This is a genomic window from Fodinicurvata sp. EGI_FJ10296, from assembly GCF_040712075.1.
Lineage (GTDB): Bacteria > Pseudomonadota > Alphaproteobacteria > DSM-16000 > Inquilinaceae > JBFCVL01.
On the sequence record NZ_JBFCVL010000003.1, the window covers coordinates 524,688 to 538,541 of the forward strand.

Here is a 13,854-nt window from a genome sequence, read left to right on the forward strand (position 1 = left end):
AACGACATGAATTACCTGAAAAGAACGGCGACTGCGGGTTGTGCCCTGGCGGCAATGCTGAGCGGCATGGCAGCGGCGTCCGCCGCAGACTGGCAGTTGGGCCACATTCTGCCACCGGATCACCCCGCCAACCGGGCCATGGAAGCCGCGGCGGAGGAAATTGCCGAGCGGACCGAGGGGCGGATCAACATCCAGGTATTCCCGGCCGGCCAGATCGGCAGCGCGCATGAGATCCTGACCGGCATGCAACTGGGAACGACCCAGATGGCGCTGGATGGGGCCGGCATCCTCAGTCAGTGGCTGGAGGCCATGTCGGTGCTGGAAGCGCCCTATCTTGCACGGGACTATGACCATCTGGTCCGGCTGGTCGAAAGCGACGCCGGCGCCGCACTGGTCGAGGAACTGCGCGAGACCGCCGGCCTGCGTCTGCTTGACGTCTGGTACTATGGCACCCGGCAGATGACCAACAATGTCCGTCCGATCGAGTCGGTCGAGGATGTTGCCGGTCTCAGGCTGCGCGTTCCGGAAGTCGATCTCAGTCTGCGCTTTGCCGAGGCGCTGGGCATGACCCCGACGCCGATGGCGTTCCCTGAACTCTATCTGGGGCTTCAGACAGGGGTCGTGGACGGTCAGGAAAACCCGCTGCCGACCATTGATTCCGCCAGCTTCTACGAGGTGCAGGATCATCTCACGCTGACCAACCATCTCGTGCAATTCGTCGGGCCGATCGTCTCGGAAACGGCATGGGCCGAAGCGTCGGCCGAAGATCAGGACATCGTCATCGAGGTCCTTCAGTCGCACGGAGCCGCTTACAGCGAGGCGGTGATCGAGTCCGAAGAAGCTCTGGTCGCGGAACTGGAGGACAAGGGCATGCAAGTGACCCGTCCCGATCTGGCGCCCTTCCGCGAAGCCATGACGCCGGTCTATGAAGCCTTCGAGGATATCTGGGGCGAAGGCGTCTACGCGGATCTGGCCGCCGTGGAATAACAGCGCCGGGCGAGCGTGCAGGTGTGTTCAAACGCCTGCACGCGGCCCCGCGACGGCCGCCCCCCCCTTAACCAGAGTGGCTGTGATGACCGAGTGGCTGCGATGACGATACAACGGACGATCGACCGGCTGGAGCGGGTCGAAGAGGCGCTCGTGGCCATACTGCTCACGGTCATGCTGGCGACCATCATTCTTCAGGTTCTGGCGCGCTACGTCTTCAATCTTCCGTTGGCGTGGACCGAGGAACTGGCGCGCTATCTGTTCATCTGGCTGATCTTTCTGGGATCGTCCCAGGCCATGCGCTGGGGCAACCATATCGCCATCGGCATGGTCGCGGACCGGCTTCCGGATATCCTGGCGCGAATTTCCGCATTGATCGTGCATCTGCTGATCGCGGCATTCCTGGTCGTCCTCATATTCATGGGCTGGCGCATCGCCATGACCGTCGCGCCCGTCATGTCAGTGGCAATGAAAATGCCCCTGATGATCGTCTATCTGCCCCTGCCGATAGCCGGCGCGGTCATGCTGGTGCGCACCTTGTGCACGATCGTCCGGATCATTCGCCACGGCGCGCCCGAAGTGGGCGTCAAGACCCTTTAAGAGGTTCCCCTATGGGTTGGCTTACCGGTATCTGGTTGACGATCATGCTGCTCGGCATGCCGATTGCCTTTACGCTCGGCGTCGCCGTCATGGTCTATATCGCCGCGAACGGCATGCCGATGGTCATCATACCGCAACGGATGATCGGCGGTGTGGACAGTTTCCCCTTGCTGGCCGTGCCGTTCTTCATCCTGGCGGCCAATCTGATGAACGCCGCCGGGATTACCGACCGGCTGTTCCATTTCGCCCGCGTTCTGGTCGGCCGGGTCCGCGGCGGACTGGCTCATGTGAACGTCCTCGCCAGCCTGATCTTTTCCGGCATGTCCGGATCGGCCGTCGCCGATGCCGGCGGTCTGGGATCGATGGAAATCAAGGCGATGCGCGAGGCCGGATACACGCCCGCCTATGCCGCCGCGATCACGGCGGCATCCTGCGTGATCGGGCCGATGGTGCCTCCGTCGATCCCGATGGTCATCTACGGCGTGCTGGCCGAAGCCTCGATCGGACGCCTGTTCCTGGGTGGCGTCGTGCCCGGACTGATGGCCGCCGGCTCGCTGATGATCATGATCGCGCTCACCGCCCGGCGCCGGGGCATGCCCGTGGCCGCCGAGATCCAGCCCCGGGAAACCATGCTCGCGACGCGCGGAGCCGTGCTGCCCCTGCTGACGCCGGTTATCATCATCGGCGGCATCCTCTTTGGCGTGTTCTCGCCGACGGAAGCATCCGCCATAGCCTGTCTCTATGCCCTCTTGCTTGGCGGACTGATCTATCGACGGTTTACGGTAAAGGGGCTGTGGAGCGTTCTGCAGGAGACCGGCCGCACCACGGCGAGCATCTGCCTGATCGTCGCCACGGCAACGGTCTTTGCCTGGCTGCTGACGACCCTGCGCGTGCCCCAGCATGCCGCCGGCTTTCTGGTCGGCTTGACGACCGATCCACTGCTGTTGTTGCTGATCATTTCTCTGGCAATCTTCGCGATCGGGTTCTTCATGGAAGGGCTGGCCGTGATGATCCTTGTGGTGCCGGTCATGCAGCCGACACTGCAGGCTGTGGGCATCGACCCGATCCATTTCGGGGTCGTGCTCGTGTTCAATCTCATGATCGGGCTCATGACGCCGCCGCTCGGCGTCGGGCTGTTCGTCGTGTCCAGCGTCTCCAACGTCAAACTGGAACCGATTATCCGCGAGGTGATTCCGATGCTTATCCCGCTGCTGATCGTTCTGCTGCTTATGATCATCTTCCCGTCCCTCGTCACGGCCCTGCCGAATTATGCCATGGGCGCCGCTCAATGATTAAACGGAGCTTGCTATGACCGCGACTGCTTCCACGCCCACCGATCAACTGTCCGATCGTCTTGAGAAATGCTATACCGGGGTTGTCCATGACGTGATGCGGGCCATGGGGATTCGCGATTTCACGCTGCCGGTGGAACTTCGCCCGCTTCTGCCGGAACGGGCCATGGCGGGGCCGGCATTTACGGTCGAAGGAAAAGCTGACACCAGCGCCGACGCCCACGAGACCCTGCTTGCCTGGACGGGCCTGTTGTCCAAAGCCAAGCCGGGCCACATATGGGTATCGCAACCCAACGACCGGATCGTGGCGCATATGGGCGAATTGTCCGCCGAGACCCTGAAGAACAAGGGGCTGCGCGGCTGCGTTGCCGATGGCTATATCCGCGACGTCAATTTCCTGATCGACATCGGGTTCCAGTCCTGGTCCCGGGGCTACACGCCGCGCGATATCGTCGGTCACTGGCTGCCGACGGGCAGCGACATCGATATCCGGATCGGCGATGTCGTCATCGAGCCCGGCGACTATCTGATCGGAGATCGTGACGGCCTGATCCGCGTGCCGCGCTCGCTGCTCGAAGACGTCATCGAGCAATCCGAGGCGGCGATGGCCACCGAAAGCAAGGTCCGGAAAGCCATTCTCGAAGGTGTCGATCCCCAGCAGGCGTATCTGCAGTTCGGGAAGTTCTGAAAGTCGGGCACATGAAGATCAGTTCCATTGAAGTCCGGGCCTGCCGGCGGGCGCCCGACGGGCTCACCGCAACGAGCCTGCGCAGCGACGATTTCCAGGGCTTCCAGTATACGGTCGTGACGATGAAGACCGACGATGGCCTGTCCGCGTCGATGCTGGGTTTCGCCGGTCGTTCGGCCCGGGGCGCCGCCATGCTTGCCGCCGACAGCCTCGCCGGCTTTTTTCTCGGGCGCAATCCACTCGACCGCGAACGGGCATGGCATGACTTCCGGATGGCGGACCGGTGGTGGGGGCACCTGCCAATCTATACCTACGGGCCGTTCGATGTCTGCCTTTGGCTCCTGTCCGCCCAGGCGGCCGACCAGCCATTGTTCCGCTATCTGGGCGCCTATCGCGATCGCATCCCGACCTATGGCAGTTCGATGATCCTGGATTCGATCGAGGATTACGGCCGGGAAGCGTCCCGCGCGAAGGCCGAGGGGCTGAAGGCCTACAAGCTTCACACGCCCGGGCGTGACTGGCGCGACGATCTGGCCGTTCACGCTCATGTGCGCGATGTCGTGGGCCCGGATTTCACCCTGATGTCGGACCCGGTTTCCTCCATGAACCTGGAAGAAGCGATCCGGTTCGGGCGGGCCCTGGAAAATCTGGACTATCACTGGCTGGAGGAACCGATCTTCGACGAGGATATGCACGCGCTGAAGGAACTGACGCGCATCCTCGACATTCCCGTCGTGGGCACCGAATACCTGGCCAAGCACCCTTACAGCGTCGCCGAAGTCATCTCGCGCCGCGTTGTCGACCGGGTCAGAGCCGACGTATCCTGGACCGGCGGCGTGACCGGCGTGATGAAAACCGCACGACTGGCGGAAAGTTTCGGCGTCAACTGCGAAGTTCACACCTCGATCTTCGCCCCGCTCGATCTGGTCAACATGCATTGCGCGGCGGCAATGCGAAATTGCGAGTTCTTCGAACTTCTGTACCCGCTGGAGAGTTTCAGTTTTGCACTGGCTGCCCCCCTGCCGATCACCGATGGCATGGCGCATCTGCCCGAAGCCCCGGGCCTGGGCATGGACCTCGACTGGGACGAAATCGACCGATCGACCATCGCCGTATTCTGAGCGCATCATCGCCAGACGAACTTGTGGAAACCATCATGACCGACTCCGATCCCCGGCTCCTGCTCCTGTCGCAGTGCGACAATGTCCTGGTCGCGCGAGAGCCGCTGGAAGCGGGGCTGACACTCACCATCGAAGGCCAGGACTGCACGCTCGACCGCTCGATCGGTATGGGCCACAAGATTGCACGGCAGCCCATCGAACCGGGCGAGAAGGTCGTCAAATACGGCGTGTCCATCGGCACCGCCACGGCCCGCATTCCGCAGGGGATGCACGCCCATGTTCACAACCTCAAAAGCGATTATACCGCCTCCCAGACGCTTGACGCGGCCCGGATCGCCAGTGGAGAAAACTCATCATGACAGCCCCCATCCAAGGCTATCTGCGCAGCGACGGGCGCATCGGCATCCGCAACGTGATGGTCGTCGTCTATCTGGTCGAATGCGCCCACCATGTCGCCCGAAAGATCGCCGCCCCGTTCGAGGATGACGGCGTTCACGTTCTGGGATTCCCGGGCTGCTATCCCAACGACTACGCCAACACGATCATGGAGAAACTGTGCACCCATCCCAATGTCGGCGGGGTCCTTCTGGTCTCGCTGGGCTGTGAAAGCTTCGATCGCTATACGCTGGCGCGCCATGTCCGCGACAGCGGCCGGCCGGTCAAGACCATCACCATCCAGCAGACCGGCGGCACCCGGACGTCGGTCGAAGAAGGCCGGCAATGGGTGCGCGAGACACTTCCGGCCCTGGCATCGGTGCCCCGCGCGCCGATGGACGTTTCGGATCTGATCGTCGGCACGATCTGCGGCGGGTCGGACGGCACCAGCGGCATCACGGCCAATCCGGCCATGGGACGGGCGTTCGATTTCCTGATCGAGAACGGCGCGCGGTGCATTTTCGAAGAAACCGGCGAGTTGATCGGCTGCGAGACGATCATGGCCGAACGGGCGGCGACGCCCGAACTGGGACATCTGCTGCGGGAGACGGTCGAAAAGGCGGCCCGGTACTACGCGACGCTCGGTTACGGCAGCTTCGCCGCCGGCAATGCCGATGGCGGGCTGACCACGATCGAGGAAAAATCGATGGGGGCTTATGCGAAATCGGGATCGAGCCCGATCGCCGGTATCATCAAGCCGGGCGACGTACCGCCGCGTGGAGGGCTCTATCTGCTCGACGTGGTACCGGACGGCGAGGTCCGCTTCGGCTTTCCCAATATCAACGACACGGCGGAAATCGTCGAAATGATCGCCTGCGGCTGTCACGTCATCCTGTTTTCCACGGGGCGCGGGTCGGTCGTGGGGTCGGCTATCTCGCCCGTGATAAAGGTCTGCGCCAACCCCGAAACCTTCCGCCGGATGAGCGGCGACATGGATGTCGATGCCGGCCGGATACTGGAGGGACGCGCGGATCTGGACGATGTCGGCCACGAGATCGAAGACCTCGTCCTTGCGGTCGCACGCGGCGGCCGCACAAAGTCCGAGGATCTGGGCCATCACGAGTTCGTGCTGACCTACAAGAGCTTCGAGCCGATCGGCCCGGGCTGCCTGCCGTCGCCAACCTGATCCTGGGGACTACAGTCGCATTTATTCGTTCGGTCCGATTCTGTGTTCGGGTTTCGAGGGAGGATCAGACAGGGACATCGATTGAATGAGCGTCGGCATTGGATGGGTTTGAGGCGGCGCAAATCGGAATCCCGGCCGGAATGAAATCGGAATAGGTGGCCGGTGATTGATTGGAATCAGCGGCCGCTTTGATTGTAATACGCAATACAGAATGACCCATAGTGTATCAAAACCGGCAGCAGCTGGCTTTACAGCACGGGGTTGAAGCCGATGCCAACGCCTCCGACAAACTCGTTGCGGTTCAGAATATGGCCGCACCGGCTGCTCGGAAGATCGCTTTGATGAAAACGAAATGCGCCCTCCGGGAGTTTGCTGTCGAGCCTTTGGCGTGTCGATGACGCAGGCGACGAGCGAGCTGATCCACGCCTGATAATGGGGACTGCGATCGCGATCGGAAGCATGAGAAGGGAAGTGCATGGTTGAGGATACGAACGCGTGGGTGGTGGTATACGAGGGCTTCGATGCCGGCAAGGAAGGCCTGCGGGAAGCCTTGTGCACGCTCGGCAACGGCTACTTCGCGACGCGGGGAGCCGCTGCCGATGCCTGCGACGACGAGGTGCATTATCCCGGCACCTACCTCGCCAGCGGCTACAACCGCCTCGAAAGCGAGGTATCCGGACGCACGATCCGGAACGAAGACCTCGTGAACATGCCGAACTGGCTTCCTCTGACCTTCCGCATCGAGGACGGACCGTGGTTCAGGCTCAATCAGGTCGAGCTTCTCCATTATCGGCAGGAACTCGATCTGCGTCACGGCCAATTGCGGCGTGACATCCGCTTTCGCGACGGCGAGGGTCGGATCACGCGCTGGGAGGAGCGGCGCATCGTCGGCATGTCGAACCCGCACCTCGCGGGGCTCGAAGTCTCGATTACGCCCGAGAACTGGTCGGGCGTCGTGACCTTCCGCTCCGAAATCGACGGCAGCGTGATCAACAACGGGGTCGCGCGCTATCGCCAGCTCGCGTCCCGCCACATCGACATCCTCGAATTGGATTATCCGGGCAGCCAGAGCATGTTCCTCCAATGTCGGACGAACCAGTCTCGCATTCAGGTGGCGATGGCGGCGCGCACGCGCCTTCTCGGTCGCGACGGCGTGACCGACGCGAGATGCGAAAACGGCAAATCCGAGACCAAGGTCTGGCAGGATCTGACCTGCACGGCAGACCAGGGCGTACGCATCACCGCCGAGAAGATCCTCGCGCTGCACGATTCGCGCAACTGTGCCATCGCCGAGGCCGGACTGGAGGCGAAGCGAACGCTCAGCCATGCGCGGGATTTCGAGAGCCTGCGAGAAGCGCACGAGATCGCCTGGTGTCATCTGTGGGACGACTGCGATATCGAACTGGCAGACGGCGTGGCTGCGGATACCGAGTTGAAGCTGCGGCTGCACATCTTCCACATCCTCCAGACGGCATCGCCGCATTCGATCGATCTCGACGCCGGGATCCCGGCGCGCGGCTGGCACGGAGAAGCCTATCGCGGACACATTTTCTGGGACGAGATCTTCGTCTTCCCGTTCCTCAGCCTGCGCCTGCCCACCCTGGCCCGCGCGCTGCTGCGCTACCGCTACCGGCGGCTGCCGGAGGCGCGGCGAGCGGCGAAGGTCGAGGGCTATGAGGGGGCCATGTTCCCCTGGCAGAGCGGCAGCAACGGAGAGGAGGAGACGCAGCACTTGCACCTCAATCCTCAATCCGGACGTTGGCTCCCCGACGATACGCATCGCCAGCGCCACATCAACGCGGCTATCGCCTTCAACATATGGCAGTACCACCAGGCCACCGACGACCATGAATTCCTCTACACCTTCGGGGCAGAAATGTTCTTCGAGATCGCGCGGTTCTGGGTCAGCATGACGACATACAACCCCGAGATCGACCGCTATGAGATCAAGGGCGTCATGGGGCCGGACGAATACCACACCGCCTATCCCGACGCGGACCACGAAGAGGGCGGCGGGCTCGACAACAACGCCTACACCAACGTCATGGTCTCGTGGATCCTGACGCGGGTGGAGGACATCATCGCGGTGCTGCCCAGAAGCCAGGCGGAGCGCATCTGCGAGCGCATCGGATTGCATCGCGACGATATGGACAAGTGGCACGAGATCAGCCGCAAGCTGCGGGTGCCGTTTCACGCCGACGGTGTCATCAGCCAGTTCGAAGGCTACGAGAAGCTGAAGGAGTTCGACTGGGACGGGTATCGCGAAAAGTACGACGACATCCACCGGCTCGATCGTCTCCTCGAAGCGGAGGGCGACGACGTTAACCGCTACAAGGCGTCGAAGCAGGCCGACGTGCTGATGCTGTTCTACCTGTTCTCGGCGGACGAACTCTACCTCATCTTCGAGCGTCTCGGATACCGCTTCCCGCCGTCCAACATCCGCAAGACGATCGACTATTATCTCGCCCGCACCTCACACGGCTCGACCTTGAGCGGGGTCGCGCATTCCTGGGTGCTGGCCCGCTCCGACCGTTCGCATTCCTGGCGGCTTTTCCAGTGGGCGCTCGACAGCGACTACTCCGACCTACAGGGCGGCACCACCCCCGAGGGCATCCATGTCGGCGCGATGGCGGGGACGATCGATCTCGTGCAGCGCTGCTATGTGGGGCTCGAAATGCGCGGGAACACGCTGCATTTCGATCCGGCGCTGCCGGAGGACCTGCACCGGATCAAGGTGCGCCTGCGTTATCGGCGGCAGGTGCTGGAGGTCGATGTCGATCACGACAAGCTGCACATCGCCAGCCGCTCCTTCAGCTCGACAGCCATCAGGATCGCCTATCGCGGCCACTACCGCGATCTCGCCGCCGGCGAAACCTGCGATTTCCGCCTGATCAAGCCGGAGGAGCGCAATCGCGACGAGAACTGCGCCGATGGGGATTGCAGCGACGCCCCAGTGCAATGAGGAGGATACCGGGCATGTGGGAACCGCTCTTGGACCAGGCATGGTGTGGCGGCCATAGCGTCAACCACGGGCGGAAGCATCGTCCCGGTGAGAGAGCAAATCTGAAACAGCAGCCTCAGGCTCGTCGGCTGGAAACGTGGTCCAGCCGGTTCGGCGTGCTCTTGCCGGCCAGCGACGCACAGCGTGCCCGGCGCGCCTCCAGCCGCTCAAGCACCGTGCGGATCACCGGGGCGCGGCGCAACTCGTCATGATCGTTCAGGTCCTCGTAGCCCAGCGCGATGCCGCACACGCGCTGGCCGATAGCCGACTGCGGACCGCTGCTCCGGCGCCGCGGTTATCCAGGCATGTCCTGGCCGGGGTAGGTTCCAGTAGGGGGCAGAATGATTCCTACCGGAACCCACCCAGACTGGGCTCCGAAACGATCTTGGCATAGCAACAAAATAAATGGCAGTCACCTATATATCTTTTTTTCCACTAATGATCTCCACCTGAGGTCGGGCTGCATCTTTGACCTTCCCAATGACTATGGCCGGTTCTGCGATAGCCCGCGCATGCTTTTTAATAGACCGATGAATAGAGTCCATATCCTCGAATATCTTACCGTCAAGGTCAACAAACTCGGCGCGTGTGGTGAAAAACATCATTTTGCGATCGATACTGACAGCGTCGCCAGCCACACCGTTATCGAGATAAACACGTTGGACAATCACTGACATACCTCACCTCCGTACAGCGCAAGCCTTCCATCAATTAAGAGTCTGCATCAAAGTTCTGGCAAGAACTCTATTATTTGTTCTACGCCATTCATCCCCTTCTCGTGCAACTGTGAAATTGGCACGTAAAGGCTACTGCGGCCGGGCTCACACTGCATTAACCGCGATCAATCGCTGAAGGTGAGAATACGAAAGATCAGTGGTCCGCGTGACCCATCGCCAGACGGCCTAGCGCCTCATACCATCTTGTGTTCTGTGTGCGCCTGCAGCATGCTGATTGCACCCGGGATGGCAGAGATCAATGCACGCAACTCAGGTGTCACGTATGCACGACCCAGACCACCCGATTCGCTCGCACCCGGGACAAGGTCGCGCAGACCGTTCGCAAGGCGCAAGAGGCAGCCGGGCCGGTGCCCGGACAAAGCCCGACAAGGAGGCCATGGACAGCCCGCCGCGAGGGCCGAGGAGCGCCGCTGCGACCGTAGAGCATTTGCGCAGCCAATCCCGCTCGCGGATCGGACCTTCCCTCGCTTCGCTTCTCGTGAAATTGGCCCGGCGCACGCGGCCCGGCTTGCTCTCTTTCGAAGGTGATGGTGTGCTTTTCCCGCTTGCCGGCTGGATCTCGCTTTTCAAGATGATGGAAAATGGCAACACGCAGATCATCGACTTCGCCCTACCAGGCGACATCGTACACTTGGCCACGGGCGACGGGATCACCATCGAAGTGCTGGAGGAAGGGTTCGTCGCTGTCATACCGTCCGCCCAATGGGAACAGTTGATGCAAGATGAGCCAGACGTTCTGCGCCTTGTATTGCGAGAGTCTGCCGCCGCCAGGTCTCGCATCGCAGAACGGATGCTGCGCCTCGGCAAGGGAAGCGCCGAGATGCGGCTGGCCTATGTTCTTCTGGAGCTATGCCTGCGCGTAACGGGCGGCAACCGAGCCACGTCAGCGCCTTTCCACGTGCCCCTGACACAGCAGCGAATTGGCGACTTCATCGGACTTACCTCGGTGCACATCTCGCGCACCACAAGGCGGCTGACGCGTTTGGGCGCGATCAGGATGACCGATCACCTGACCTTCGAGCTGACGGATGTCGATGCCCTGTGCGAAATTGCGGGCTTCGACATGGACACGCTGCGGCACAAGATCCTGTTGCCGATGGGCACCTGAGCACGCCTCAATTTCACCTGCATCGTGGTAACGGGACGGTTCATCCTGTGGATGCAGCCACCGCCGAAACGGATCTTAGCCAATCATCGCTGCAATAGCGCAGTGCACGTCGGACGCGATTGCTGTCAGCCGGCATCCGGCCAGTCCGGATATTGCTTAGTCCCGGATCGTGCTTAGTCAGTGTCCCGGCGGGGTATTGCCTTCCATGCCCTCGCGCATACAAACCTTCCTGCCTACGCGGGTGACCGGGGTGACCGGGGGTGAGTGTCTGCTGCGTCCTGTCTGCCTGCTCCGGGCGGCTACCGGAACTCGACGATCTCTCCCAACGTTTCGCCGGCCAAATGTTCGGAGTAATGCTCTGCAATATCGCCGACAGAGACTATGCCGGCCAGCCGTCCCGCGTCGTCGCATATTACCAGCCGGCGGGCCGAATTCTAGCTTTTGCCTCGCGCGATACCCTCCGCTATTCGTTCTATCAAGGATTGCAATCCCCTCAACAGGCAGTCTGCGCTTATCTGCACGATCCTGCCTTTACCTGCGTTGCCGCGCGCATATCAATTTGCATTTTCTGCGCCGGGATCCCCGCGGCAGGTTAATCGCTGTTAATGCGCTGTGCCCGCGAGCCGTGCGAAGAGTGGATCATCAAAATTCTGGCGCGGCCACCGGGAATAGGCCGCTCCCGAAACAGGGGGGTGCAGCAATGACCGAACGATGCACGACGGGCCGCTTTGCCAGCATTCCGCTCCTGGGTTCGGGCCGGGCCGGGAGACGGCACAGCATAACCCGCAAGCTGGGCAACATGCCGAATGTCGCGCTTCGTGCCATGCAAGACTACGGCCTCTCTGACCTGGACATCGCCCGCTACTACGGCCTGACGCTCGCTTCCGTCCGGCGTCTGTCTCAACTCTTTTCAGTCGCTCCGGGCAGGCCCGATTCCGGTTGTTGGATCGGTCGGCACAAGGTGGCAAGGCAAGCCCCTTCGGCGGCTGAGCAGGATCGAACCTACGAAGCGGACACCAATACGAGAAATGATCCATGCAAACCCGCGAGCATCGGCGAGATCGCGTCCGCAACCGAGATGAATACGGCCTTTCGCAGGATCCCGCAGCAGCGTCATCCATTTATCATTCCGGATGATCCCACAGCCAGTGAGCGCGTCGGAGATGTTTTTGCCGATAACGGCTTTCTGACCGAGCCGCGCAAGCGCGAATGCCACAACTGTGGCGACGCCTCCGAAGCCCTCGCGGCTTTCTTGCAGAGGCAATCTGGTCCCGGGACCGTACATGCCTTCGATGAGCGTGACTGCCACGATCACTATACGCTGGAAATGCCTTTCCTGACGGCGGCGAAGGGCCGCAGGATGCGCAAACCTGATACTAGGGGCGGACAGCAACGAAACGGCTGTCGACATGCAGATTTCCGACCAATGCGAAGGCACAAGGCGTCGCCCACCGAAATCATGCTGCTTCTGCCCAAGCTGCGGTTTGCCGCGCGGGTTATGACCGGAAGCGCGGAGAGGGGCGACCATTTGGTCGCGCAGACCCTCAAACGTGCCATCGCCGAGGCGGCGCGCAAGCCGTGGGAGGTTCCGCTGCTGGATTGGTTGAACGGGATAATGGACGAATACCTTGCTTCACGCATTTATCCGGATGACATTCGATGGATCCGCAGACTGCACTGACAGGCGGTTTCACCGACCGCAGGATGCGTGCGATTCCCCGAGGCACACCTGTCAGGGGCTCTGTCCAAGTGAACTGATGTCCGCTCTGGGTCGACCTCATGCCTAACTCACAAGCACCAAGCGTCAGGCGTCGCCCAATAACTGGCAATTTTCGCCTGACGTGCACGCTCAGAGCCGGGTGCTCACGTGATCGCGATTTTCTTTGAGCCGTCTGGGTCTTTCTTGGGCAAATTCAGCGTCAGAATCCCATTTTCGTATTTCGCCTTGACCTTGGTTTCGGACGCAGCGGCCGGGAGCGCAAAACTACGCTGAATCGATCTGAACCGCGCCGAGTTTGTCGGAGGCGGTTTTGTTGGAGTTACGCCGCCATGTCTGGCTGTTCCAGCTTGGCATCGTAGCGTGCCTCAGCTTCAGGAATCGCCCACACTGCCGACCGACGACTCTTTGCCGGCCCAGTCGTTCGGTGTATTTGATCGACAAATATTGGGCGGTCTCAACCGGTCGTCGCAACATGGTCAGTTCGGCATGACGGGCCATCTCGGCCCCCTGATTGCATGACAGGGACCGACGAAGATGCCATGGCAGATGGACGATGCTGCGCAGAATGGCATCTCGCACAGCTTCGGCCCCCATGACCTGCAAGAGGCGGCCCGTTCTTGAGGCGGGGCCCCGCGCCGTGCCCGGGCATCCGTGGAAGGTGAAGCAGCAGTGTGAAGCGCGTCTGGCGCTCGACAAGGGTGCCGATGGCGGAACGATTGAGCCCGATGATCAAGTCGGCTTCCCGGTGGCCGGGAACGGCGCGATTATCGGCTTCGGCAGCGCGCTCGCCGATCATGATTTCGGTCGGCGGTCGAGCTCCGCCCAAGCAAAATACGCCTGGCTTTCGGCAGGATCTCGTTGGCCTGCATAAGCTCCCGGTTCTCCCGCTCCAGCGCCTTCAACAGTTGGCCCCATCTCGCTCGTGACGCCGGTCTGTTCGCCGCTATCGACCTCAGACTTGCTGATCCACTTGTGCCGCGCGTTCGTCGAGCAACCGATCTTCTAGGAAACCGGTCGAATTGCCGCCCAACGGCTCTCG

General features: G+C 61.7%; 12 protein-coding genes and 2 pseudogenes. 10 read left to right on the forward strand and 4 right to left on the reverse strand.

Annotated elements, in window-relative coordinates; genetic code table 11:
• Positions 1-6: 6 nt before the first annotated feature.
• The 8 genes from ABZ728_RS08615 (at position 7) to ABZ728_RS08650 (ending at position 9,211) form a co-directional block, all read left to right on the forward strand.
• A complete protein-coding gene (locus ABZ728_RS08615; protein WP_366655684.1) occupies positions 7-987 on the forward strand; it encodes a sialic acid TRAP transporter substrate-binding protein SiaP in 981 nt (326 codons plus the stop codon).
• A gap of 102 nt (positions 988-1,089) precedes the next feature.
• Positions 1,090-1,587 carry a TRAP transporter small permease gene (locus tag ABZ728_RS08620; RefSeq protein ID WP_366655685.1) on the forward strand — a complete coding sequence of 166 codons (498 nt, stop codon included), beginning with the start codon at positions 1,090-1,092 and terminating at the stop codon, positions 1,585-1,587.
• A gap of 11 nt (positions 1,588-1,598) precedes the next feature.
• On the forward strand, positions 1,599-2,879 hold the full coding sequence (locus ABZ728_RS08625; RefSeq protein ID WP_366655686.1) for a TRAP transporter large permease: 1,281 nt from the start codon (positions 1,599-1,601) through the stop codon (positions 2,877-2,879).
• A gap of 16 nt (positions 2,880-2,895) precedes the next feature.
• Positions 2,896-3,567, forward strand: coding sequence for an RraA family protein (locus tag ABZ728_RS08630; protein ID WP_366655687.1), 672 nt, complete (start codon positions 2,896-2,898; stop codon positions 3,565-3,567).
• Positions 3,568-3,578: 11 nt separating this feature from the next.
• Positions 3,579-4,688 (forward strand): enolase C-terminal domain-like protein, encoded by a 1,110-nt coding sequence (locus tag ABZ728_RS08635; protein WP_366655688.1) that lies wholly within the window; start codon positions 3,579-3,581, stop codon positions 4,686-4,688.
• Between the two features lie 35 nt (positions 4,689-4,723).
• The gene (locus ABZ728_RS08640) at positions 4,724-5,047 is read left to right on the forward strand and encodes a UxaA family hydrolase (RefSeq protein ID WP_366655689.1); all 324 of its coding nucleotides are present in this window, start codon (positions 4,724-4,726) and stop codon (positions 5,045-5,047) included.
• Positions 5,044-6,249: a UxaA family hydrolase gene (locus tag ABZ728_RS08645; protein ID WP_366655690.1), complete on the forward strand. Its 1,206-nt coding sequence runs from the start codon at positions 5,044-5,046 to the stop codon at positions 6,247-6,249. Before ABZ728_RS08640 ends, ABZ728_RS08645 begins: the two co-directional genes overlap by 4 nt.
• 475 nt (positions 6,250-6,724) lie before the next feature.
• Positions 6,725-9,211, forward strand: a complete 2,487-nt coding sequence (locus ABZ728_RS08650) for a glycosyl hydrolase family 65 protein (protein WP_366655691.1) — start codon at positions 6,725-6,727, stop codon at positions 9,209-9,211.
• A gap of 115 nt (positions 9,212-9,326) precedes the next feature.
• On the opposite strand, the gene ABZ728_RS08655 is transcribed toward ABZ728_RS08650, so the two are convergent.
• Both ABZ728_RS08655 and ABZ728_RS08660 read right to left on the reverse strand, forming a co-directional pair.
• Positions 9,327-9,512 (reverse strand): transposase, encoded by a 186-nt coding sequence (locus ABZ728_RS08655; protein WP_366655732.1) that lies wholly within the window; start codon positions 9,510-9,512, stop codon positions 9,327-9,329.
• A 154-nt stretch (positions 9,513-9,666) separates the two neighbouring features.
• On the reverse strand, positions 9,667-9,927 hold the full coding sequence (locus tag ABZ728_RS08660; RefSeq protein WP_366655692.1) for a hypothetical protein: 261 nt from the start codon (positions 9,925-9,927) through the stop codon (positions 9,667-9,669).
• A 436-nt stretch (positions 9,928-10,363) separates the two neighbouring features.
• Here ABZ728_RS08660 and ABZ728_RS08665 point away from each other — a divergent pair, with 436 nt between their 5' ends.
• Both ABZ728_RS08665 and ABZ728_RS08670 read left to right on the forward strand, forming a co-directional pair.
• Positions 10,364-11,095: a Crp/Fnr family transcriptional regulator gene (locus tag ABZ728_RS08665; RefSeq protein WP_366655693.1), complete on the forward strand. Its 732-nt coding sequence runs from the start codon at positions 10,364-10,366 to the stop codon at positions 11,093-11,095.
• A gap of 700 nt (positions 11,096-11,795) precedes the next feature.
• Positions 11,796-12,776, forward strand: a complete 981-nt coding sequence (locus ABZ728_RS08670; protein WP_366655694.1) for a hypothetical protein — start codon at positions 11,796-11,798, stop codon at positions 12,774-12,776.
• Between the two features lie 182 nt (positions 12,777-12,958).
• On the opposite strand, the pseudogene ABZ728_RS08675 reads toward ABZ728_RS08670, so the two are convergent.
• Together ABZ728_RS08675 and ABZ728_RS08680 are read right to left on the reverse strand one after the other, a co-directional pair.
• Positions 12,959-13,093: pseudogene (locus ABZ728_RS08675) on the reverse strand (Hsp20/alpha crystallin family protein); the annotation flags it as partial.
• Positions 13,094-13,301: 208 nt separating this feature from the next.
• A pseudogene (locus ABZ728_RS08680) lies at positions 13,302-13,611 on the reverse strand (transposase); the annotation flags it as partial.
• Between the last annotated feature and the right edge of the window lie 243 nt (positions 13,612-13,854).